The sequence below is a fragment of the Gemmatimonadales bacterium genome (assembly GCA_030697825.1).
In the GTDB taxonomy this organism is placed as follows: Bacteria; Gemmatimonadota; Gemmatimonadetes; order Gemmatimonadales; family JACORV01; genus JACORV01.
Genome location: JAUYOW010000129.1, coordinates 1 through 21,093, shown reverse-complemented (window position 1 = coordinate 21,093; position 21,093 = coordinate 1). Strand labels below are relative to the sequence as shown.

The window sequence follows — 21,093 nt, the reverse complement described above, 5'->3', positions numbered from 1 at the left end:
AGACGGCGTTCTTCGGGGGGGACCCGGACAACTTCACCTATCCGCGCCACGACCTCGACCTGTCCATCTATCGCGCGTACGTGAACAACGAGCCGGCGCACACGGAGTATTTCGCCTGGAGCCGTGACGGCACGTCGGAAGGCGACCTCGTCTTCGTAACCGGAAACCCGGGCTCCACCGGCCGCCTCAACACCATGGGCCAGCTCGAGTTCCTGCGCGACGTGCAGTACCCGGCGCAGTTGGCGCAGCTGGCCCGCCAGATCTCCGTGTACCACCAGATCCTCGACCTGGGCGGCGAACGCGGCGCTGACATCCGCAACACCCTGTTCGGTGCCGAGAACACGCAAAAGGCGGTCCAGGGTTACAACAGCTTCTTCGCGGACCCGCAGCTGATGGCGCGCAAGCGCGAATGGGAGAGCAACTTCAGGAACCGGGTGAACGCCGACCCCAATCTGCGCCGCCGCTACGGCGACGCGTGGGACGTCATCGCGCGGATCCGGGGGCAGATGCGAGCGCTCGACACCCGCCGCCGCTACTACGCCTTCGGCGCCTATGGGTCGCGGTTGCTGGGGAACGCGGCTGACATCGTGCGCCTGCCGGTGGAGTCGGCGAAGCCGGACACGGGGCGCCTCGCGCGCTATCGCGATGCGAACCGCGCCGGCCTCGAGCGGGCTCTCTACCCGGCGGCGCCGGTCGACACGATCGTCGAGATCCGGCTCCTCACCGCGTACCTCACCGAGATGGCGCGCGAGCTGCCTGAAGCCGACCCGGTGCGCCGCGCCGCCCTCGGCACCCGCACTCCTGAAGCCGCGGCGCGGGCCATGGTGACCGGATCGCAGATCCTCACCGCGGACCAGCGGCGCGCGCTCGTCACCGCCGGGGCCGCCCGCATAGCAGCCTCCACGGATCCGTTCGTGGTGCTCGCGCGGACCATCGATCCGCTCGAGCGCGACATCCAGCGCCAGTGGACCGACCTCCTGAACCAAGAAGCGCAGAGCGATGAGCGCGTGGCGCGCGCCCTGCTCGCCGTCTTCGGCAACAGCGTAGCGCCCGATGCCACCTTCAGCCTCCGGATCTCGGACGGGGAGGTGAAGCGATATCCGTACAACGGCACGCAGGCGCAGCCTTACACCACGTTCTTCGGCCTCTACGACCGCTCGGCCGGCTTCGGCGGCCGGGCGCCATGGAACCTGACCGCGCGGTGGCAGCAGCGCCGGGATTCACTGAACCTCGCGACGCCGTTCAACGCGATCTCCACCAACGACATCATCGGCGGGAACTCCGGCAGCCCGGTGATCAACCGGAACGGCGAGGTGGTGGGTCTCATCTTCGACGGCAATATCGAGAGCCTGCCGCCCCGTTTCATGTTCACCGAGGCGCGGAACCGGTCGGTCTGGGTGGATTCGCGCGGCATCCTCGAGGCGCTGCGCCGGGTGTACGATGCGGGCACGCTCGCCGACGAGCTGGCCGGGGGGAGGTAGCTGAACCCGCTGGCGCGCGGGCGCGCGAACGCGCCTTAAGGCACTGGCTTGACTGAGGTTGGACTGCGGGCGGTTCGGAGCTGATCCGGGCCGCCCGTTGCGCGTCCGGTGGCGGGAGGTGAGAATCCTGCCCCGTGTTGAGCTTCTTGCGAAACCTGAAACGCATCCTGGTCGGACGACCCCTCGCCTCGCACCTGCTGCATGGCGAACGCATCGGGCGGCTTCCGGCGCTCGCCGTTTTTTCTTCAAACACCCTCTCGTCGGTCGCTTATGCGACCGACGAGATCCTGCTCGTTCTGGCGCCGGCCGGAGTCGCGGCGCTCATGTACTCGACCCCGGTGGCCGCGGTCATCGTGGGTCTGCTCATCCTAGTGGTGGCGTCGTACCGCCAGGTCATCCCCGCCTACCCCAACGGCGGCGGTTCCTACACCGTGGCCTACGACAACCTCGGCGTGGGACCGGGGCTCGTGTCCGGCGCCGCGCTGCTCGTGGACTACGTCCTCACGGTGGCGGTGAGCGTGGCGGCGGGCGTCGCCGCCGTGACTTCTGCCGTCCCCGCGCTCTACCAGCACCGGGTGGCCCTCGCGGCGGTGTGCGTCTCGGCGGTCGCGCTGGCGAACCTGCGCGGCGTTCGGGAGTCGGCGGCAATGTTCGCCATGCCGACGTACGGCTTCATCCTCGCGCTACTGACGCTGCTGGCTACGGGGTTCTATCGCTGGGCTACTGGCACCCTCCCCCACGCGGCCCCGGAGGCGGTCCTGACCGCGGCGTCCACGGCGCCGGCGCTCACCGCGTTCCTCATCCTCCGCGCCTTCTCCTCGGGCTGCACGGCCATGACCGGCGTCGAGGCCATCGCGAACGGCGTGCCGTCGTTCAAGGAGCCGGCGGCGAAGAACGCGGTCGCCACGCTGACGATGCTCGGGCTCACTCTTGCGATCCTCTTCATGGGCACGACGGCGCTGGCCCACGCCATGGGCGTCGTCCCGGCCCCGGGCCAGACCGTGGTCTCGCAGATAGGCCGTCTGGTGCTGGGCGTCGGGCCGGCCTACTACCTGGTGCAGACGTTCACGGCTGTGATCCTCCTGGTCGCCGCGAACACCTGTTTCGCCGGCTTCCCTTCGCTCGCCTCGGTGCTGGCCGAAGACCGTTTCCTGCCCCGGCAGCTCGCGCACCGCGGCGACCGGCTGGTCTACTCCAACGGCATCGTCATCCTGTCGCTGCTCGCCATCGGCCTGATAGCGGTGTTCGGCGGCAACCCCCACGCGCTCATCCCGCTCTACGCTATCGGCGTGTTCCTCTCGTTCACGCTCTCGCAGGCCGGCATGGTGCGACGCTGGTGGACCTCGCGGGCGCCGCGCTGGCAGGTCGGGCTGGCGATAAACGGCGTGGGCGCGCTGGCCACGGGCGTCGTCACGCTGATCTTCGCCTTCAGCAAGTTCGCCGAGGGCGCCTGGATAGTCGTGGTGGTGATCCCGGTGCTCATCCTGTTCTTCCGGATGGTGAACGCGCACTACCGCGACTTCGGGCGCGCGCTCTCGATGGAGAACTGGCAGGCGGTGTGGCCGCTGCGGCATACCGTGATCGTCCCGATCTCCGGCATCCACCGCGGGGTCGCGAGCGCCCTCACCTACGCGCTGTCCATCTCGGACGACGTCCGCGCCGTGTACATCTCGGAGCACGAGCACGACGGCGAGAAGATGCAGGCGCGGTGGGACGAGTGGGACGTGGGCGTGCCGCTCGTCTTCCTCAATTCGCCCTACCGCTCGGTCATCGCGCCGCTGCTCCAGTACATCGACCAGGTGGATGAAGAGGCGAAGGACGAGGCGCACGGCGCGCTGGTGACGGTCGTGCTGCCGGAGATCGTGCCGAAGAAGTGGTGGCACGCGCTACTGCACAACAACACCGCCCTGCTGATCAAGGGCGCGCTGCTCTTCCGCAAGGGGAAGATCGTCGTTAGCGTCCCCTATCACCTCGACTGAGGTATTCCCGTATGCGCCGCCCGCCGGCCCGTGTCCTTTCCCTGCTCGCCTTGCTTATCGCCGCGCCGGCGCTCGCGCAGGGTCCTCGCGCCATCACCGTCGGACAGACCGTCACCGATTCCCTGACCAGCCGCGACCCGGTGGGCCGCAGCCGGCACTCGCCATACCACCTGTGGACGCTGGAAGGCCGGCGGGGCCAGAAGCTCGTCATCGACCTCATGTCCGACGACTTCGATCCGTATCTGGTGCTGCGGGATGAAGAGGGATACGTGGTCGGCTCGGACGACGATTCCGGTGAGGACAACAACTCGCGCATCCACGCCATCCTGCCGCGCGACGGCCGTTACCGCATCGTCGCGATGGCCTTCGGGGAGGACGGCCGCGGGAGCTACTCGCTCCAGGCGCGGGGCTGGGAAACGCCGGAGGCGCCGCCGGCCGGAACGGTCGCGCCGATACGCCCCGGTGAAGCGAAGGACGGGTTGCTCGAGCCGGGGGACGACATCGGCGGCGACGGACCGTTCCAGGACCGCTGGACGATAGACGCCCGGGCGGGCGCGCGGCTCCGCGTCGAATTGCGCTCCACCGACTTCGACAGCTACCTCATGGTGCTCGGCCCCGACGGACAGGTTGTGGGGTCCGACGACGACGGGCTCGAGGGACGGGACGCGGTGGTGAGCTTGCGCACCGCGACCGCGGGCGGCTACACGATCGTCGCGACGACCTACGGCGAGAACCCGAGCATCGGAGCGTACCGGCTCGCGCTGACCGAGGAGACGGGGAGCTTCGCGGATCCGGGTACCGCCGCCCCGATCGCGGTCGGGGAAACGAAGGACGGCCGCCTCGAGTCCGGAGACCTCAACGGCACCCGGGGCCTGGAAGACCGGTGGACTTTCACGGGTCGTGCCGGCCAGGTGATCCGTATCGATGCGATGTCGCCTGCGTTCGATGCGTACGCCGTGCTCAGGTTCGGCCAGACCCCGCTCGATTCCAACGACGACGGCGGCGACGGCAACAACTCCCGCATCATGACGATCCTGCCCAACAACGGGACCTATACGATCGCGGTGTCCTCGTACTCGGAGAGCCGGACCGGCGGGCGGTACACGCTGGCGCTCTCCGCCTCCAGCACCGCTGTCGCCCCGGCCGGGCAGACGGCCCGGATCGCCTACGGGCAGCGGCTCGCCGGTCGGCTCGAGTCGGGTGACCGCGCGCGGGACGAGGGCGGAACCGAGGACTGGTGGGAATTCGACGGCCGCACCGGCCAGGACGTCACGATCGAGCTGCGCTCGGGGGCGTTCGACACCTTCCTCGAGCTTCGCGACCCGCGCGGAACCAAGGTGGCGGACAACGACGATGGCCTCGGCGAGGGTACGGACTCGTTCATCATCGCGCACCTGGCGCAGAGCGGCCGCTACCGCGTCGTGGCGCGCGGGTACGGCGACCGTGAGGCGAGCGGCTTCTACGAGCTGTCGCTCGCCCAGAGCGGCGCGGTCGGCCGCGCGGGCCAGGTCCAGGAGATCCGGCCAGGCGAGACCGTCGTGGGGCGGCTGGAAGCCGGCGACAGCACCGCCGGAGACAGCACCTACACCGATGTCTTCACCTTCCTCGCCATCCGTACCGGAGACGTCGTCATCGACCTGCGCTCCGGCGACTTCGACGCGTACCTCATCGTCCAGGACGCCGAGGGGCACCCGATCGGCACCGACGACGACGGCGGCAGCGGGACCGATTCCCAGATAACGACGCGCGTGACGGCGGGCACGTCCTATCGCATCCGCGCCAACAGCTACGGTGAAGACCCCGAAACGGGGCTGTACCGGTTGTCGATCCGCTACACGCCTTAACAAACGAAAGCGAGGGACCAGATGCGCCGCCTCCTCCCGCTCATTCCGTTGTGCGTGCTCGCCCTCGCCTGCAACCGGAGTTCCGGCCCGGCCGTCCACGGCATCAAGGTGGGCTCGTCCGCGAGCGGCGCGCTCTCCGATGGGGACCCGATGATGCGAGGCAACAAGGGCCCCTATCAGGTGTGGACGCTGCGAGGCAAGCGCGGCCAGCGCCTGGTGATCGACCTGACGTCGTCCTCGTTCGACGCGTATCTCTACGTGCGTGATGCCGACGGCTTCCTGATCGGCTCCGACGACGACTCCGGCGACGATAATAACGCGCGCCTCAGGACGATCCTCCCGCGAAACGGCAGCTACCGGATCGTAACGACATCCTTCGGGTCGACCGCGCGCGGTGATTACACGCTGGCGGTTAGCGAGTGGCCGGCGCCTGAGGCGCCGAGCCCCGGTAGCTCCCTGTCCATCGCCGTGGGAGAGACCAAGGACGGGCTGCTGGAGCCGGGCGACGAGTTCTCCGGGGACGGCCCTTACCAGGACCGCTGGACCTTCGAGCTCAAGGCCAACGAGCGGGTGCGGGTCGAGATGAGATCCACCGACGTGGACAGCTATCTCATGCTGGTCGGCCCCGACGGCCGCGTCGTGGCGACCAATGACGACGCGAACGGCCGCGATGCGGTCATCAACGTCCGCGCTCCGGCCCCCGGCCGATACACCGCGTTCGCCACCACCTACGGCGACCAGCCCAGGGTCGGCGCGTACCGCATCTCGCTCACCGCCGTCTCGGGCGAGTTCGCCGATCCGGGCACGGTGCAGTCGATCTCCGAAGGCGAAGCGCGCGAAGGGCAACTCGAGTCCGGAGACAGCGCGACCGCGAGCGGCAGTTACGCCGACATCTACCAGTTCCGCGCCCCGCGCGCCGGCACCGCCACCGTCGACCTCACGTCCACCGACCTCGATCCCTACCTCATGCTTCAGGACTCGGCCGGCACGGAGCTGACCCACGACGACGACAGTGGAGAAGGGAACAACGCGCTGATCACCTACCCGGTCTCCGCCGGCACGCTCTACCGCATGGTGGTGGGCACCTACGGGTCCGGAGCGCGCTCCGGCGGGTACCATCTCACCGCGCGCGTGACGCCGTAGGCTCCCAGCGCGCGCGCCGCGTTGACTCATCCCTCCCGTTCGCACACTTTGAGCTTGAAATGAGGCCAGCCAAGCCCTCCAACGGCGGCCGGCGCCGCTCCTACGGCGGCGCTGCCGATCGCGCCCTGAACCTGTGGGTGGCACTGGCACGGTGCGCGGCTTCGGTCAGCCGGGTCTCGGCGCGCGACATCCACCGTTACGGCCTCACTCAAGCGCAGTTCGCCGTGCTCGAGGTGCTCTATCACCGGGGAGCGCTCCCTCTGTGTTCCATCGGCGAGAAGCTCCTCGTGACGAGCGGCAACATCACCTACGTCGCGGACCAGCTCGAGCGCGCCGGGTACCTGAGGCGCCAGCGTTCGACCGAGGACCGCCGCGTCGTGCTCGCGCACCTGACGCCCAAAGGGGAGGCGCTCCTCGACCTGCATTTCCCCTCGCACGCAGCGCGCATGGCCGAGGCGGCGGGCACGCTCAGCCCCCGCGAGCAGGATTCGCTCGCCCGCCTGCTCAAGAAGTGGGGAAAGGCGACGCAGAAGAACCCTTGAGACCGGCAGACGTGCCGAGGCGCGGACTCTTGGCGGTGAGGCAACCTCTTGCCCCAGCGACAGTTAGTCCTTATGATATGCCGACCCTCCCCGGGAGCCCCTCCTGATGCCCGATCCGTTCTGGAGCTCTGACGAGTTCGATGAACGCGCGCACCAGCTGTACAACGAAGGGCAATACGACCAGGCGATCGAAGTGCTCCGCGAAGGTCTGTTGATCTATCCCGAAGCCGTCGAGCTCCACGTGGGGATGGGCTACGCCCGCCTCGCGCGGGAGGAGTATGCCTGGGCGCGGCGCACCTTCGCCGCGGCGCTGTCGCTCGAGCCGGACCACGAGGACGCGTTGGCGGGGATGGGTGAGGTGCTGCTCAAGCTGGGCGAAGGGAGGTCGGGGCTCGCGTGCTTCGATCGGGTGCTCGCCCTGGGATTCGGCGAGGACCTCGACATCGTACTCCAGATGGGTCGCGCGCTCTTCCGCGACGGTTACCTCGATCACGCGCGTCGCTTCTTCGACGTGGCGCTCCGGGCCCACGCGGAGAGCGCCGAGGCCTCCGCCTGCGTCGGATACGCGGCGCACCGGCTCTCGCAGGAAAAGGACTCGATCCGCTGGCTTCGGCGCGCGCTCGAGATCGATCCGGACCACTCGGAAGCGCGGGTCTACTTGGCGAACCTGCTGTATGACCGGGGGCAGTCGGAAGAAGCGCTGGCGGAGTTCGAGAAGTCCGACCCGGAGGAACACTGGGACGAGCTCGGCATCTGGAGGGTCATCGAGCTCAAGAAGACCATCTACCGGTTGCCCGACGACGACCCTGAGCTGCGTCCTTGGCTGGTGCGGTTGGCGGACCTGGCCGGCGAGGCGGACGCGACCGAGCTGCTGCTAGCCGAGATCGAGGCGGCGGGCCCGGACGGCACCGGCTCGCGCGATCCGGCGCAGCTCGAGCTCTTCGGCACCCTCCTCACCGAGCTGCAGGAGATGCGCAAGCGCACGCGCTCCGGTGAGGTCCATCGCATAGCGACGCCCGACGGCACGTCCTACATCGGCACCTGGGAGGAGATCGTCCTCTGCATGCGCGACGCCGATGCGACCTTCGCCGGCCGGCCCATCGATGAGTACCTAGCCGGGGCGGCGCAGCGCGCGTCACAGCTCACCGGCATCGCCATCCCGGCCACCGACGCGGAGAGCTTCATCCGCGGGAGCGCCGACGCGGGACTGCTGCGCATAGTGCGGTGATCGCGCTCGTCGACGTCTCGAAGGTCTACGTTTCGCTCGTCCGCCGCCGAGTGCGTGCCGAACGTACCACTCCCCACTCCCCCTGCTACGTTCACCCCGTGCTCGACGCCATCCTCAAGCCGGGATCCATCGCGGTCATCGGCGCATCACGCCAGCCGGACACGATCGGCTTCCAGATTCTCGACAACCTGGTGCGCTGGGGCTTCCACGGGCCCGTCTACCCGGTCAATCCCAACGCCACTTCGATCCATTCCATCAGGGCCTACCCCTCGGTCGGCGCCATCCCGGACCCGGTGGACCTGGCGATCATCGTGGTGCGCAAACAGTTCGTGCTCGACGTCGCGGAGGAGTGCGGCCGGAAGGGCGTGAAAGGACTGGTGGTGATCACCGCGGGCTTCGCCGAAGTCGGCGGTGAGGGGGTCGCGCGAGAGCAGAAGCTGGTGGAGATCGTGAAGCGATACGGGATGCGGATGGTGGGGCCCAACTGCATGGGAGTGCTGAATACCGACCCCGCGGTATCGATGCTTGCGACCTTCGCGCCATCCATGCCACCCCACGGCTCCGTGGCGATCGTGAGCCAGTCGGGCGCCATGGGCCAGAGCATCCTCGACTACGGCGAGGAGCTCGGCATCGGCGTCCATCAGTTCGTCTCGGTCGGCAACAAGCCGGACGTCTCGGGCAACGACCTCCTCGAGTACTGGGCCGACGACCCGAACGTCGGCGCGATCCTCATGTACCTCGAGAGCTTCGGCAACCCGAAGCGGTTCTTCCGGATCGCGAAGTCACTGACCCGCAAGAAGCCGATCTTCGTCGTGAAGGCGGGCCGCACCGCGGCCGGAGCACGGGCTGCGTCGTCGCATACGGCGGCGCTGGCCGGCACCGACTTGGCGGCCGATGTGCTGATGCACCAATCCGGCGTGATCCGCGCCCAGACCGTCGAGGAACTGTTCGACTACGCCATGGCCTTCCCACGCCTGCCGATGCCCAAGGGCGATCGCGTGGCGATCATCAGCAACGCCGGCGGCCCGGCCATCATCCTCGCGGATGCGTGCGAATCGCAGGGCCTGCGCGTCGTGGAGCTCTCGCCGGAGACGCAGCGGGCCATCCGGGAGCGCGTCCCCGACGAGGCGACGGTCCGCAATCCGGTTGACCTCATCGCCTCCGCGAAGGCGGACACCTATCGCGCCGTGATCACGCTGGTACTTCAGGACCCGAACGTCGACGCCGTCATCGCGTCGCTGATCCCGCCGCTCGGCATCCAGGCGCGCGACGTCGCGGTGGCGATCCGCGAGGCGGCGGCCACCCGCAAGGAGATCCCGGTGATCGCCGTGCTGCTGGGGCGGAACGGCGTGCCGGCGGGGCTGAAAGAGCTCGTGGACGCCGGCATCCCCGGGTACGTATTCCCAGAGTCGGCGGTGCGCGCCCTCGCCGCGCTGAACCGCTATCGGCTGTGGCTCGAGCGACCCGAAGGCACGGTGCAGAACTTCCCTGCGGACCGGGACGGCGCAACCGCGATCATCGATGGGGCGCTGCGCGCGGGCCGAGAGAAACTCACCGAAGGCGAGTCGCTCGCGATGCTCGACGCGTACGGCATCCCGACGGCGCCATGGAAGGTAGTGCGTTCGGCGGACGAGGCGGCGCGCGAAGCGGCGGCGATGGGTTTCCCCGTGGTCCTCAAGGCAGTGAGTCAGGCGATCATCCACAAGAGCGACGTGGGCGGCGTCGTCGTCGGCATCGCGAGCGAGGCCGAGGTGCGCAGCGGATACGTCCGCATGCGGGAGCGGGTGCGGGAGCGGGCCGGCGTCGAGGTCGAGGCGGTGCTCGTCCAGAAGATGGTCGCCGGCGGGCGCGAGACGATCATCGGCTCCACGCGCGACGTCAAGGCCGGTCCCCTCCTGATGTTCGGACTGGGCGGCTTGTTCGTGGAGGTCCTGAAGGACGTCACCTTCCGCGTGCATCCGGTCACCGACCTTGACGCGAGAGAGATGGTGCGAAGTATCCGGGGCTACCCGCTGCTGGAAGGCGTGCGGGGCGAGACGTCGGTGGACCTGGTCCAGCTCGAGGAGATGGTGCAGCGCGTGTCCCAGATGGTCGGCGACCACGAAGCGATCGTCGAGATGGACGTCAACCCGCTGGTGGCGTTCCCGGACCGGGTGGTGGCCCTGGACGCGCGCTTCAAGGTCGCCGCGCCGGCGACCTAGAACATCGACATCGCGAGGAACGACCTCAGGTTGTCGTTGGTCGCGCGCAACCGGGACGAGAGCATCCGGACCACGGCCCACAGCACCTTGTAGGCGATGTCGCGGTTGAAGTCGAGCAGCAGCTCGAAGTCGGAGCGGGTGATCGTGAGGAGGGTGCAGTCCGTGTTGGCGATGGCGTCCGTCGAGCGCTCGGACTGGTCGAAGATGCCCATCTCGCCGAAGCAGGTCCCCTTCTTCAGGACCGCGAGCGCCTCCTCGCCGCTGCCGGGGATGATCCGGCTGATCCGGACGTCGCCGTCGGCGATTATGTAGAGGCGGTTGCTCGGCTCGCCCTCTTTGAAAATCGTCTTCGCACTAAGAAACTTCTGCTCCTTGCACACCTCGGCCACGCGCGCGAGCTCGCCCTCGTCGAGGTCCGCGAAGATGGCCGCCTGCTTGAGGAGTGAGAGGTCCATACGATGCGAGAAGTTAGCCCGCCCGCCGGAGAGCGGCAAGGCCAAGCCGGCAGGGCACTTACGGCCGCGAACCTCGTGTCCCTCGCGCGAGTGCCGCTGGCGGTCGCGTTCGCCCTGTTCGGCCGGATGGAAGTGCGGGTCTTGGTCCTCGCGGCCGCCGCGGCTAGCGACCTCCTGGACGGATGGCTCGCGCGCAGGCTGGGCCCGTCGAAGCTCGGCGCAGCGCTCGATCCGGTGACGGACAAGGTGTTCATGATCACCGCCTTCGGGATGCTGGCCCTATCGGGCGGGCTCACCCCGCTCGAGGTCGCCGGCGTGCTGCTGCGGGACATTCTGGCGCCGTTCGGGTATCTGGCGAGCGTCGCCCTGCGCCGGCCGTTCACCGTCCCGGCGCGCGCCGGCGGCAAAATGGTGACCACCGGCCAGAGCCTGACCCTGTTCGCCTGGCTGATGGGTTCGCCGTACTTGGAGCCGCTGGCGTGGGCCACCGCCGCGATGGCGCTCTACGCCATCGCCGACTACGGCCGCCTGGCGGTCCGTCACGCATCGCCTTCCTGAGGAGATCTCGCATGACCAGATCCGTCCGGCTCGCCCGGTTCGCCATTCCGCTTGCGCTCGCGTCGCAAGCGGCCGGAGCCCAGGAGTTCCAGCCGCCGGCCGGCGCCGCGCCGTCGAGCGGCGCGGGGGTCCGGTTCGACCTCCTCGGGTTCTCCACGCGCGCGGGCGCCGATGTCAGGGGCGGCGGGTCGCTCGTCCTCGGAGCGACCTTCGACGTCGCGGAGCTCTGGTCCCCCATGGTACGCCTCCGGCCGTCGTTCGAGTTCGGGGCCGGGAGGACCACCACCGATCACCTCGCCCTCGAGGTCGTCTATCGCTTCCAGCCGGACCAGGCGGATGCCATCCCGTACGTCGGGATGGGCATCGGGTACTTCAAGGCTGAGGGCGGGGCGGAGAAGACCTGGCCGACGATCGTGATGGGCTTCGAGCTCCGCTTCCGGCCGTCGTTCAACTGGCTGCTCGAGTACCACGCTCTGGACCGCCTCGACCGCCACCGCTTCCTGATAGGCCTCGCGACTCGCGGCGCCGGGAGCCGTTGATGGCCGAGACCAAGCGGGTGCAGCTGACTTGGGAGCACGACCTCGTGTTCCGGGGCGAGGGGGCGGGGAAGGCGCCGATCACGCTGGATGGCGACAACGTGGCGGGGCCCGGTCCCATGGAGAACCTGCTCCTCGCGCTTGCCGCCTGCTCGGGCAGCGACGTCGTGGTGATCCTCAAGAAGAAGCGCGCGGACCTGCGCTCGCTGCGGGTCGAGGTCGCCGGCGAGCGGCGGGAAGAGATCCCGGAGCGGTACACGGCGATCACGATCACGTATCACATCGCCGCTCCGAGCCTCGCCGAGGCGCAGGCTCGGCATACCATCGAGCTCTCGCTCGAGAAGTACTGCTCGGTGGCCCACTCCCTCGCGCCCGACGTCGCCGTGCGGTATGAGCTGGCGCTCCAGGCCTAGCGCCTGGAGCGTACTCCTGGCCGTCGCCCTGGTCTCGCCGGGCCGCGTCGTCGCGCAGGGGTGGCGGGAAACCCAGGTCGGTGTCGCCGGATTCGGGTCGAGGCCGGCGGTCGGTGTGGCGGGGGCGGGCCTGGCTTGGCGCGACCAGGGCAGGACCCGCGTCGGCGGCGCCCTGATGCTTGGATCGGACGAGAATGGCGGCCTCGTGGGCCGGGCAGAGGCCGCATGGCACTTCCTGCTCGACCCCTCGAGGCGGGCCGGCAACGGGGTCTACGCCGGCGGGGGCGTTTCAGTCGCCCTGTCAGGTGGCAGGGCGCGCCCCTACGTGCTGCTGGTCGTTGGCGCGGAGAACGCGCCGGCCGGCCGGCGCGGCACGTTCATCGAGGCGGGCGTCGGAGGAGGGATACGGCTGGCCGCCGGGATGAGGTGGCGCAAACAAAACGCCCCAAGCCGTTAGGCTCGGGGCGCCCACTTGCGAATGCCTGCGTCCGTCAGGCCACGCCTGCTGCAACCGATTCAGGCCGCGCGACGACCGGCCGGCAGTAGCGCTCGCCCAGGGTCCGGAGCTCGGTGAGCTCCGCGTCCGTCAGGGCTTCGTAACGCTCCGCCAGGTAGTCCATCGTGTCGTCGAACCAATCCTTCCGATGCGCTTCGGCTGCCTCGAGAACACCGCATCTAAGGATGTGACTGAAAAGCTCATCGCGGGCCTGCTCAAATGTCGTGGGCACATACGGTTTGCGGCTATTCTGCTTCTTCGCCATCACACCTCCAAAGTGGCCGAACGGGGCGCCGTTATCGGGGGGAATATAGCGGAGGGGGGCGCGGCGTTCAACTCTTTCACCCGGGGGGTTTTCGACCGTCTTACAGGTACCGCGAAAAGAGGGTCGCGGCGGCCTCCGCCACCTTGGCGCGCAGCGGTCGGTCGCCCCACGCGACCGGGTCCACCAGGGCTGCGGCGCGCAGGTCCTGCGCGAACAGTTCGCGCATCCGGGCCCCGACCGCGGGATCGGCGACGAGGACGTTCAGCTCGTAGTTCCGGTTCAGCGAGAGCGGGTCGAGATTGCTGGAGCCGACGAGCGAGATCACCCCGTCCACGACGGCCGTCTTGGCGTGCAGCATCACCCCGTTCCACTCGTGGATCTCGGCTCCCGCAGCGAGCAGGGGGGCGTAGATGCGCCGCGCCGCCAGCCCCGCGACGGGGTGGTTGTTGCGGCCCGGCAGGAGGAGCCGCACTCGCACGCCTCGGCGGGCGGCGCGGATGAGCGCGGTCAACACTCCCGTCGGCGCCACGAAATAGGCGTCCGTCAGCTCGAGCGACTCCTCGGCGTGGTCGGCGAGCCATTCGTAGATCGCGGCGACCCGGCGGGTGCCGGGCCGGTCGCCGACCACGATTACCGCCGCCTCTCCCCTCGAGGGCGGGACGGCGCCGATCTGGATCTCCTGGGTGACGGACGACCCCGGCACCAAGCCGCGCGCGCGCCCCCACATGCGCTCGAACGCGAGCTGGAGATCGCCTACGGCGGGGCCGCGGACGAGCACCGCGGTGTCGCGCCAGCCGCCCCCGCCCCGGTCGGAGGGCGCCCAGTGGTCGCTGATGCAGATCCCGCCCAGGACGGCCGTGGACTCGTCCACGACCAGGAGCTTGCGGTGGTCGCGGTGCCAGAGGCGGAGCCAACTCCACGGCGCCACCGGCGAGAGTGGCCGGAATGCCCGCGCCTCGATGTCCGCATGGCGGAGGCGGCGCGCGACCGGTCCGCCGCGCACCAACATCGTGCCGATAGGATCGTACAGCACCCGGACGTGTACGCCGCGCCGGCGCGACCGCTCGAGGGCGGCGGCGAAAGTCTCGCCGGTGCCGTCGTGCGCCATGATGAAGTTCTCGAAGCAGATGGAGCGACGCGCCAAACGGATCGCGGCGATCATCGCGGGGAAGGCGAGTGCGCCGTCGCGCAGGATGCGCACCTTGTGGCCGTAGCGGAGCGGCGCCTGGGCGATCGCGGCCAGATCGAGGAGCGCGTGAGGCGAGGCCAGGCGCGGGGATGAGTTGGCGAGCGTCGTCACCTTGGGTATGATGATAGGAGCCGGACGCCCGCGAAGCGAGCGCGGCCGGACGAAAGGTGTGGCGTGTCCGAGGAAACGTACGACCCTGCCCGCGCGGTGAAGCTGGTCGAAATGCTGAGAGCACTAGCCCGGCGGATCGTCGTGCTCGACTCCGAAGGCCGGCTGCTCGCCGAGACGCCGTCGCTGCTGGCCGAGCTGGGCAACGTGCGCAGCGAGCTGTTCAAGTACGAGGTCCGGCAGACCTTCGACCCGCCCGAGGCCGCCGAGCACCGACGGATCGTGGGCGAAGCGTCGGCCGGCTGGGTGCCGGACGACCCGGAAACGGATGGGGAGGATCCATGGCAGGCGGACGGTCGCTGAAGCACTTCTACATCGCGTTGGGCGTGATGGCTGTGGTCGGGGTCACGTTGATCGTGAGGTCTACCAGCCAGTCGGGCGGCTCGGCGGGCCAGCCGAGCCCGTTGCTGCCGCCGATCGCGGCCCTGAACGGACCCGGCGGTGTGGTGCTCGGGTCGGATTCCGCGCCGGTCGAGATCGCGGAATACTCCGATTTCCAGTGCCCGTTCTGCGCCCGGTTCTCGGTCCTGCAACTGCCCGACATCCGGGATCGCTTGATCAACACCGGCCGGGTGCGCTGGCGCTTCATGCACTTCCCGCTCGACGGCCATCCCAACACGCGACCGGCGCACCTCGCGGCGGCGTGCGCCCGCGAGCAGGGGAAGTTCTGGGAGATGCACGACGCGATCTACCAGGGCCAGGGCGACTGGTCGGAATCGCGCCGCCCCGCGGGTTTGTTCCGGGACTACGCCGAACGCATCGGCCTCGATCCCGATCGGTACGGATCCTGCGTGGAATCACAGCGGGCGATGCCGGAAGTCGAGGCCGACAGGCAGCGTGGCGATTCGCTCGGTGTGAACAGCACGCCGACCTTCTTCGTCAACGGACGGCAGCTCCAGGACGTGCCGACCTATGACCAGATCAAGGCCATCGTGGACTCGATCGCCCCGGTGGCTCCAGCGCCCGCCGCGGTGACGGGAGCGGTCAGGCGCTGATGCGGCACCGCATGGCGGTGGCCGTCCTCGCGCTGCTCGGCCTCCTGCTCTCGATCTACCTGACGCTCTACAAGCTCGGCTTCACCGGGCCGCTGGTGTGCGGCGCCGGCGGGGCCTGCGAGCGCGTACAGAACAGCCAGTGGGGGGACTTCCTCGGCATCCCGGTAGCGGCGTACGGCGTGGGTGGCTACCTCGCGCTGTTGGGCGTGGCCGTGCTGGGACTCCAGGAGAAATGGGAGAATCGGCCTGAGCCCACGCGCTGGCTGGTCAGGCTTTCCGGAGCTGGCGTCGCGTTCACGATCTATCTGAAGTATCTGGAGCTCTTCCGCATCCACGCGATATGCCGGTGGTGCGTCGTCTCCGCGGTGCTCATCACCGCGATCTTCGTGGCGAGTCTGGTCGGATTGAAGACGGGGGAGCCGGGAGCGAGGAGCGGTACTTGACGGTGCCCGACGCGGCGCTCCGTCGCGGCGGCGAGCATCCAATGGTACCGCTCCCCGCTCCCTTCCTATCCCTCCTTCTCCTCGTACTCCACCTTCAACTTCTCGACCACCGTCGCATCCGCCAGCGTCGTCGTATCTCCCAACGCCCGTCCCTCGGCGATGTCACGAAGCAAGCGGCGCATGATCTTTCCCGAGCGCGTCTTGGGGAGGTCGGCGGAGAAGAGGATGTCGTCGGGCCGCGCCAGCGCGCCGATCTTCTTCGCGACGTGCGCCCTGAGGTCGTCCTTGAGCCCGTCGCTCGCGGCGTGGCCCGACTTGAGCGTCACGAACGCGACGATCGCCTGACCCTTGAGCTCGTGGCTCCTGCCGACCACCGCGGCTTCCGCTACGGAGGGGTGATCCACCAGCGCGCTCTCGACTTCCATGGTGCCGAGGCGGTGGCCGGCGACGTTCAGCACGTCGTCTACGCGACCCAGCAACCAGAAGTAGCCGTCCTCGTCCCGCTTGGCACCGTCGCCGGGGAAATAGATGTCGGGCCACTTTGACCAGTAGGTCTGCCGATAGCGGTCGTCATCACCCCAGATCGTCCGCAGCATGCCGGGCCAGGGCGTGGTGATCGCCAGCAGCCCGCCGCCCACCGGGATGGTCTTTCCCGCGCCGTCCAGGATCTCCGCCGTGATGCCGGGGAACGGCCGAGTCGCCGAACCAGGCTTCGTCGGCACGACGCCGGGGAGCGGCGTGATCATGATGCCGCCGGTCTCGGTCTGCCACCAGGTGTCCACGATGGGGCAGCGCTGCCCGCCGATGTTGTGGTGATACCAGATCCACGCTTCCGGGTTGATCGGCTCGCCGACTGTGCCGAGCAGGCGCAGCGACGCAAGATCGTGCCGGGCCGGGAACTCCGTGCCCCACTTCATGAAGGCGCGGATCGCCGTTGGCGCGGTGTAGAAAACGGTCACGGCGTAGCGTTCGACGATCTCCCATAAACGGTCCTTCTCGGGCCAGTCGGGCGCACCCTCGTACATGACCTGCGTCGCGCCCAGCGCGAGCGGTCCGTACACCACGTAGGAGTGACCGGTCACCCAGCCCACGTCGGCCGTGCACCAGAAGACGTCCTCGTCCTTGAGGTCGAAGACCAGCTTGGTCGTCGCGGTGACCTGCGTGAGGTAGCCGCCCGTCGTGTGGACGATGCCCTTCGGCTTGCCGGTGGTGCCGCTCGTGTAGAGGATGAAGAGCAGGTCCTCCGCGTCCATGTGCTCGGGCTCGCAGTAGGGCGCGGCGTCCTGCATCAACTGGTGCCACCAGTGATCGCGGCCATCCAGCATGTGGACGAACGCCTCGTCGCCCGGCGCCCCGAGCCGCCGCTGGAAGACCACCACGTGATTGATGCTGGGGCACCCCTCGAGCGCTTCGTCCGCGCTGCGCTTCAGCGGCACCACCTGACCGCGCCGGTACCCACCGTCGGCGGTGACGAGGACGACGGCGCCGGCGTCGTTGATCCGGTCGCGCAGGCTCTCGGCCGAGAAGCCGCCGAAGACGACGGAGTGCACCGCGCCGATCCGCGCGCAGGCCAGCATCGCGATCGCCACTTCGGGCACCATCGGCAGGTAGATCGCGACCCTTTCGCCGCGCTTCACACCGAGGTGCTTGAGCACGTTGGCGAACTTGTTCACCTCGCGATACAGGTCCCGGTAGGTCAGGGTGCGACGCTCGCCCGGCTCTCCCTCCCAGATCAGGGCGGCTTTGTTGCGGCGCGCCGTCCCGATGTGGCGATCGAGGCAGTTGGCGGAAGCGTTCAGCTTGCCGCCGACGAACCACTTGGCGTGCGGCGGCGTCCACTCGAGCACGCGGTCCCAGCGCTGGTACCAGAGCAGCTCGCTCGCCCACCTGGTCCAGAACGCCTCGCGGTTCCCGGCGGCTTCCTCGTAGGGCGCTTCGGAGTTGCAATGCGCCGCGGAGCGGAAAGCCTCGCTGGGCGGGAATCGCCGGGACTCGTCGAGCAGGGTGTCGAGGCGCTGCGTGTCACTCATCCGTGCTACCTCAGAATGGGTTGGCCGACCGAAGTGGCAGCAACTCTTGCGCTTGGAAATGGCGCATAATATGCTAGGGCGCTCTTACGGATCTCAGAGAGGCCTGCTCCGGCAGGCGGCTGAGGATTCGTCGTACGTGCCACCCGTCAGAGGAGTTAGGTATGTCTCGCATCACCGGCCGGGTCAAGTGGTTCAACGACGCGAAGGGGTTCGGCTTCATCGAGCGCGAAGGCGGACCGGATGTGTTCGTCCACTACTCCGCGATCCAGGCGGATGGCTTCAAGTCGCTCAAGGAAAACGACAACGTCGAGTTCGAGGTTCGCGAGGGCCCCAAGGGGCTCCAGGCCGCGAACGTCACCAAAGTCTGATGACTGCTTGAGCCGGACGGAAGTGGGGCTCGGGGCAACCCGGGCCCCACTCGTTTTGGGGCCCGCATCTTTCCTAAGACTTGCGAAGCGCAAGGCCTGTGTGTTGTACTCTGCGTCACTACCATGTCTCTAACAGATTGTCAACAAACGCTTTATGTGGTGGGGGGCCAGTTACGGCACCTTTCCTTCTCTAGCTACCCGCATGATCGAGCAGGTGGTCAGGGCTCCGACGCTCCTCGGCACAGAAAGCCGAGCCGCCTTCTACGAGGAGGCGCTTCAGCAGCTTTCTGTGCTCGCCCAGGCGGCTGGCGGCTCGGCGGGGCGCTTGGTGATCGACCTCAGCGGGACCAACGGTATCGACAGCATGGGGCTCTCGACCTTGGTACTTCTACAGCTCCGCGCAGCCGAGCGCCGGGTGACGATCTGCTTGCGCGGCGCCTCGGAGGAAGTGCGCTTCCTTCTGCTGATGACTCGTCTCGAGGATCGGTTCGACCTCGAGGCGAAGGAGTAGTCGCGGCTTCCTTGCGGCTATATTAGGGCCCGACGATGACCGCGGCCCGAATCGAGACCGGCGAAGCAACGCGGACCTCCGTGGCGCTGGCGGTGCGCGGCCTCGCGCGCAGCTTTGGCCGGATCCGCGCCCTCCGTGGGGTGGATTTCTCGCTCGAATCGGGCGAGTCGCTGGCGGTCTTCGGGCCCAACGGAGCGGGGAAGACGACGCTGCTTCGAATACTGGCCGGTCTGCTCGGTCCGGACCACGGCGAAGTCATCGTCGGAGGGGTGCCCCTGGTCCGGGGCGACGTTCGGCATCGCCGCCGCATCGGCATGATCTCACACCACTCACTCCTCTACGACGGCCTCACCGCCAGGGAGAACCTGGAGTTCTACGGCCGGCTCTACGGCCTGCCGGACCACCGGGCTGCGGCTGCTACGGCGCTGGGCACCGTGGGTCTCGCGGAGCGGGCATCCAGCCCGGTCGCTGGATTCAGCCGAGGCATGATCCAGCGTCTGGCCATCGCGCGGGCGCTGCTGCACGACCCGGAGATCGTGCTGCTGGACGAACCGTTCACCGGGCTGGACCAGCAGGCGGCGGCCACCCTTCGCGGTCGGCTCGGCCGGCTTCGCGACGAGCGCCGCACCGTGGTGCTCGTGACCCACAACCTGGACGAGGGACTCGAGCTCGCGACCCACGTCGCCATCCTGGTCGCGGGCCGATTCGTGGAGTGCGCCGCCAGGAGCGGCGACTCCGCATCCTACCGTGCGCGCTACGCGCAGGCGACGGCTGCCGGTGCCTGACACGCTCGCGACGGCCTGGGCGATCGCGGCGAAGGATCTGCTCCTCGAGTTCCGCAGCCGCACCGCATTCCTCTCTTCGCTGGTCTTCACGGCCATCGTCCTGGCGATCTTCAACTTCGCCCGCGACCCGACCGCGGTGAGCACGGTGGACATGGCCCCGGGCATCCTCTGGATCACCTTCAGCTTCGCGGGCCTGCTCGGGCTCAACCGCGCCTTCGCGCTCGAACGCGAGAACCGGGCGCTCGACGGTCTCCTGCTGTCTCCGGCCAGCCGGACGGCGCTGTACCTCGGCAAGCTGCTGGCGAACCTGGTCTTCGTCGGTACGGTCGAGGCCATAGCGCTGCCGCTCTTCGCCATCTTCTTCAACATGCCTCTGCTGCCGGTGCTCGGGCCGCTGTGCGCGGTCATCGCGCTCGCCTCGCTCGGCTTCGTCGCGGTCGGCACGCTCATGAGCGCCATCGCCGTGAATACCCGCTTCGCCGAGCTCATGCTGCCGGTGCTGATGCTTCCGTTCCTGATGCCGCCGATCACGAGCGCGGTCCAGGTCACGTCGCGGCTCTTCGGGGGGCGTCCCTTCTCGGAGGTGGCGGCGTGGCTTAAGTTGCTCGTCGGGTACGACATCGTCTTCATCGTGATCTGTCTCCTCATCTTCGAGTACGTGTTGGACGAATGACGCCCCTCGAAAAAGCCGAGCGTTCGCTCCGCCGCAGCGGCGCCTTCATGGGGCTCGGCTTGTTGTTGATGGCCGCCGGGTACGTGCGGGCCCTCGCGCTGACGCCGGTCGAGGCCACCCAGGGTGCGGCGCAGAAGATCTTCTACATCCACGTGCCGAGCGCGTGGGTGGCGTTCCTGGCCTTCGGGCTCGTGGGCGTGTGCAGCGCGCTCTACCTCTTTCTCAGGGACCCGCGCCTCGACCGGTTCGCCGCCTCCGCCGCCGAAGTAGGCGTGGTCTTCACGACGGTCGTGCTGGTGACGGGGCCGATCTGGGCGAAGCCCATCTGGGGCACCTGGTGGACCTGGGACGCGCGGCTCACATCCACGCTCTTCCTCTGGTTCATCTACTTCGGCTATCTGGTGTTGCGAGGGGCGGTAGAGGAGCCGGGGCGCCGGGCGCGCTACTCGGCCGTCCTCGGCATCCTGGGTTCGCTCCTCGTGCCGTTCATCCACGTGAGCGTGCTGCTCTTCCGGACGCTCCATCCCAAGCCGGTCGTACTGAACCCTGGAGGCCCGACGCTCCCGGGCGCCATGCTCGCCACGCTGCTCTTCTCCCTCGGCGTCTTCACGATCTTCTTCTTCAGCCTGGTCGCGCACCGCTACGCGCAGGCCACCGTGGCCGACGCGCGCACGGAGGCCGATGATGCCGGATAACGGCGGCTACATGACCGCGGCGTATGTGGCGGCGGCGGTGGTGTACGTGGGATATGCGCTGGCATTGTGGTGGCGGACGAAGGAGTTGAAGAGAG

23 protein-coding genes are annotated in these 21,093 nt (G+C 68.6%); 19 read left to right on the top strand and 4 right to left on the bottom strand.

Annotation, left to right across the window (positions count from 1 at the left end; genetic code table 11):
- The 7 genes from Q8Q85_06765 to Q8Q85_06735 all read left to right on the top strand — a co-directional run.
- On the top strand, positions 1–1,481 hold a 1,481-nt coding region (locus Q8Q85_06765), incomplete at its 5' end, for a S46 family peptidase (GenBank protein ID MDP3773954.1).
- 146 nt (positions 1,482–1,627) lie between these two features.
- Positions 1,628–3,460 (top strand): APC family permease, encoded by a 1,833-nt coding sequence (locus tag Q8Q85_06760; protein MDP3773953.1) that lies wholly within the window; start codon positions 1,628–1,630, stop codon positions 3,458–3,460.
- Positions 3,461–3,471: 11 nt separating this feature from the next.
- The gene (locus tag Q8Q85_06755; GenBank protein ID MDP3773952.1) at positions 3,472–5,304 is read left to right on the top strand and encodes a PPC domain-containing protein; all 1,833 of its coding nucleotides are present in this window, start codon (positions 3,472–3,474) and stop codon (positions 5,302–5,304) included.
- Positions 5,305–5,325: 21 nt separating this feature from the next.
- Positions 5,326–6,447, top strand: coding sequence for a PPC domain-containing protein (locus tag Q8Q85_06750; GenBank protein ID MDP3773951.1), 1,122 nt, complete (start codon positions 5,326–5,328; stop codon positions 6,445–6,447).
- A 59-nt stretch (positions 6,448–6,506) separates the two neighbouring features.
- Positions 6,507–6,989 carry a MarR family transcriptional regulator gene (locus tag Q8Q85_06745; GenBank protein MDP3773950.1) on the top strand — a complete coding sequence of 161 codons (483 nt, stop codon included), beginning with the start codon at positions 6,507–6,509 and terminating at the stop codon, positions 6,987–6,989.
- Between the two features lie 106 nt (positions 6,990–7,095).
- The gene (locus Q8Q85_06740) at positions 7,096–8,217 is read left to right on the top strand and encodes a tetratricopeptide repeat protein (protein MDP3773949.1); all 1,122 of its coding nucleotides are present in this window, start codon (positions 7,096–7,098) and stop codon (positions 8,215–8,217) included.
- On the top strand, positions 8,214–10,418 hold the full coding sequence (locus Q8Q85_06735) for an acetate--CoA ligase family protein (GenBank protein MDP3773948.1): 2,205 nt from the start codon (positions 8,214–8,216) through the stop codon (positions 10,416–10,418). Before Q8Q85_06740 ends, Q8Q85_06735 begins: the two co-directional genes overlap by 4 nt.
- Here Q8Q85_06735 and Q8Q85_06730 read toward each other — a convergent pair.
- A complete protein-coding gene (locus Q8Q85_06730) occupies positions 10,415–10,873 on the bottom strand; it encodes a cyclic nucleotide-binding domain-containing protein (protein MDP3773947.1) in 459 nt (152 codons plus the stop codon). The genes Q8Q85_06735 and Q8Q85_06730 overlap by 4 nt on opposite strands.
- Before the next feature lie 75 nt (positions 10,874–10,948).
- On the opposite strand from Q8Q85_06730, the gene Q8Q85_06725 reads away from it, so the two are divergent.
- The 4 genes from Q8Q85_06725 to Q8Q85_06710 are packed head-to-tail and all read left to right on the top strand — an operon-like array spanning position 10,949 to position 12,837.
- Entirely contained in the window at positions 10,949–11,431 is a 483-nt protein-coding gene (locus Q8Q85_06725; GenBank protein ID MDP3773946.1) for a CDP-alcohol phosphatidyltransferase family protein, read from the top strand.
- Between the two features lie 11 nt (positions 11,432–11,442).
- Complete coding sequence (locus tag Q8Q85_06720) at positions 11,443–11,970, top strand: hypothetical protein (protein MDP3773945.1); 528 nt, start codon at positions 11,443–11,445, stop codon at positions 11,968–11,970.
- A complete protein-coding gene (locus tag Q8Q85_06715; protein MDP3773944.1) occupies positions 11,970–12,380 on the top strand; it encodes an OsmC family protein in 411 nt (136 codons plus the stop codon). The genes Q8Q85_06720 and Q8Q85_06715 overlap by 1 nt, the downstream gene beginning before the upstream one ends.
- Complete coding sequence (locus tag Q8Q85_06710) at positions 12,358–12,837, top strand: hypothetical protein (GenBank protein MDP3773943.1); 480 nt, start codon at positions 12,358–12,360, stop codon at positions 12,835–12,837. Before Q8Q85_06715 ends, Q8Q85_06710 begins: the two co-directional genes overlap by 23 nt.
- A 34-nt stretch (positions 12,838–12,871) precedes the next feature.
- Here Q8Q85_06710 and Q8Q85_06705 read toward each other — a convergent pair whose 3' ends face one another.
- On the bottom strand, positions 12,872–13,141 hold the full coding sequence (locus Q8Q85_06705) for a hypothetical protein (protein MDP3773942.1): 270 nt from the start codon (positions 13,139–13,141) through the stop codon (positions 12,872–12,874).
- Between the two features lie 100 nt (positions 13,142–13,241).
- On the bottom strand, positions 13,242–14,441 hold the full coding sequence (locus Q8Q85_06700) for a phospholipase D-like domain-containing protein (GenBank protein MDP3773941.1): 1,200 nt from the start codon (positions 14,439–14,441) through the stop codon (positions 13,242–13,244).
- A 63-nt stretch (positions 14,442–14,504) separates the two neighbouring features.
- Between Q8Q85_06700 and Q8Q85_06695 the strand changes: the two genes are divergently transcribed.
- The 3 genes from Q8Q85_06695 to Q8Q85_06685 are packed head-to-tail and all read left to right on the top strand — an operon-like array spanning position 14,505 to position 15,936.
- Complete coding sequence (locus tag Q8Q85_06695; protein ID MDP3773940.1) at positions 14,505–14,801, top strand: hypothetical protein; 297 nt, start codon at positions 14,505–14,507, stop codon at positions 14,799–14,801.
- A complete protein-coding gene (locus Q8Q85_06690) occupies positions 14,780–15,493 on the top strand; it encodes a DsbA family protein (GenBank protein MDP3773939.1) in 714 nt (237 codons plus the stop codon). The genes Q8Q85_06695 and Q8Q85_06690 overlap by 22 nt, the downstream gene beginning before the upstream one ends.
- Positions 15,493–15,936: a vitamin K epoxide reductase family protein gene (locus tag Q8Q85_06685; protein MDP3773938.1), complete on the top strand. Its 444-nt coding sequence runs from the start codon at positions 15,493–15,495 to the stop codon at positions 15,934–15,936. Before Q8Q85_06690 ends, Q8Q85_06685 begins: the two co-directional genes overlap by 1 nt.
- Before the next feature lie 65 nt (positions 15,937–16,001).
- On the opposite strand, the gene acs is transcribed toward Q8Q85_06685, so the two are convergent.
- A complete protein-coding gene (gene acs / locus Q8Q85_06680; protein ID MDP3773937.1) occupies positions 16,002–17,966 on the bottom strand; it encodes an acetate--CoA ligase in 1,965 nt (654 codons plus the stop codon).
- A gap of 161 nt (positions 17,967–18,127) precedes the next feature.
- On the opposite strand from acs, the gene Q8Q85_06675 reads away from it, so the two are divergent.
- From Q8Q85_06675 to ccsA, 5 genes are all read left to right on the top strand, one after another.
- Entirely contained in the window at positions 18,128–18,334 is a 207-nt protein-coding gene (locus Q8Q85_06675) for a cold shock domain-containing protein (GenBank protein MDP3773936.1), read from the top strand.
- 202 nt (positions 18,335–18,536) lie between these two features.
- Entirely contained in the window at positions 18,537–18,845 is a 309-nt protein-coding gene (locus Q8Q85_06670) for an STAS domain-containing protein (protein ID MDP3773935.1), read from the top strand.
- Between the two features lie 35 nt (positions 18,846–18,880).
- On the top strand, positions 18,881–19,630 hold the full coding sequence (ccmA, locus tag Q8Q85_06665) for a heme ABC exporter ATP-binding protein CcmA (protein MDP3773934.1): 750 nt from the start codon (positions 18,881–18,883) through the stop codon (positions 19,628–19,630).
- Complete coding sequence (locus Q8Q85_06660; protein ID MDP3773933.1) at positions 19,623–20,303, top strand: heme exporter protein CcmB; 681 nt, start codon at positions 19,623–19,625, stop codon at positions 20,301–20,303. Before ccmA ends, Q8Q85_06660 begins: the two co-directional genes overlap by 8 nt.
- Positions 20,300–20,998: a cytochrome c biogenesis protein CcsA gene (gene ccsA / locus Q8Q85_06655; protein ID MDP3773932.1), complete on the top strand. Its 699-nt coding sequence runs from the start codon at positions 20,300–20,302 to the stop codon at positions 20,996–20,998. The genes Q8Q85_06660 and ccsA overlap by 4 nt, the downstream gene beginning before the upstream one ends.
- Positions 20,999–21,093: the final 95 nt, after the last annotated feature.

Coding starts and splice junctions, on each gene's coding strand:
- Q8Q85_06755 (MDP3773952.1), top strand. CDS start 3,472: ATGCGCCGCCCGCCGGCCCGTGTCCTTTCCCTGCTCGCCTTGCTTATC.
- Q8Q85_06750 (MDP3773951.1), top strand. CDS start 5,326: ATGCGCCGCCTCCTCCCGCTCATTCCGTTGTGCGTGCTCGCCCTCGCC.
- Q8Q85_06745 (MDP3773950.1), top strand. CDS start 6,507: ATGAGGCCAGCCAAGCCCTCCAACGGCGGCCGGCGCCGCTCCTACGGC.
- Q8Q85_06740 (MDP3773949.1), top strand. CDS start 7,096: ATGCCCGATCCGTTCTGGAGCTCTGACGAGTTCGATGAACGCGCGCAC.
- Q8Q85_06730 (MDP3773947.1), bottom strand. CDS start 10,873: ATGGACCTCTCACTCCTCAAGCAGGCGGCCATCTTCGCGGACCTCGAC.
- Q8Q85_06720 (MDP3773945.1), top strand. CDS start 11,443: ATGACCAGATCCGTCCGGCTCGCCCGGTTCGCCATTCCGCTTGCGCTC.
- Q8Q85_06715 (MDP3773944.1), top strand. CDS start 11,970: ATGGCCGAGACCAAGCGGGTGCAGCTGACTTGGGAGCACGACCTCGTG.
- Q8Q85_06710 (MDP3773943.1), top strand. CDS start 12,358: ATGAGCTGGCGCTCCAGGCCTAGCGCCTGGAGCGTACTCCTGGCCGTC.
- Q8Q85_06705 (MDP3773942.1), bottom strand. CDS start 13,141: ATGGCGAAGAAGCAGAATAGCCGCAAACCGTATGTGCCCACGACATTT.
- Q8Q85_06690 (MDP3773939.1), top strand. CDS start 14,780: ATGGCAGGCGGACGGTCGCTGAAGCACTTCTACATCGCGTTGGGCGTG.
- Q8Q85_06685 (MDP3773938.1), top strand. CDS start 15,493: ATGCGGCACCGCATGGCGGTGGCCGTCCTCGCGCTGCTCGGCCTCCTG.
- acs (MDP3773937.1), bottom strand. CDS start 17,966: ATGAGTGACACGCAGCGCCTCGACACCCTGCTCGACGAGTCCCGGCGA.
- Q8Q85_06675 (MDP3773936.1), top strand. CDS start 18,128: ATGTCTCGCATCACCGGCCGGGTCAAGTGGTTCAACGACGCGAAGGGG.
- Q8Q85_06670 (MDP3773935.1), top strand. CDS start 18,537: ATGATCGAGCAGGTGGTCAGGGCTCCGACGCTCCTCGGCACAGAAAGC.
- ccmA (MDP3773934.1), top strand. CDS start 18,881: ATGACCGCGGCCCGAATCGAGACCGGCGAAGCAACGCGGACCTCCGTG.
- ccsA (MDP3773932.1), top strand. CDS start 20,300: ATGACGCCCCTCGAAAAAGCCGAGCGTTCGCTCCGCCGCAGCGGCGCC.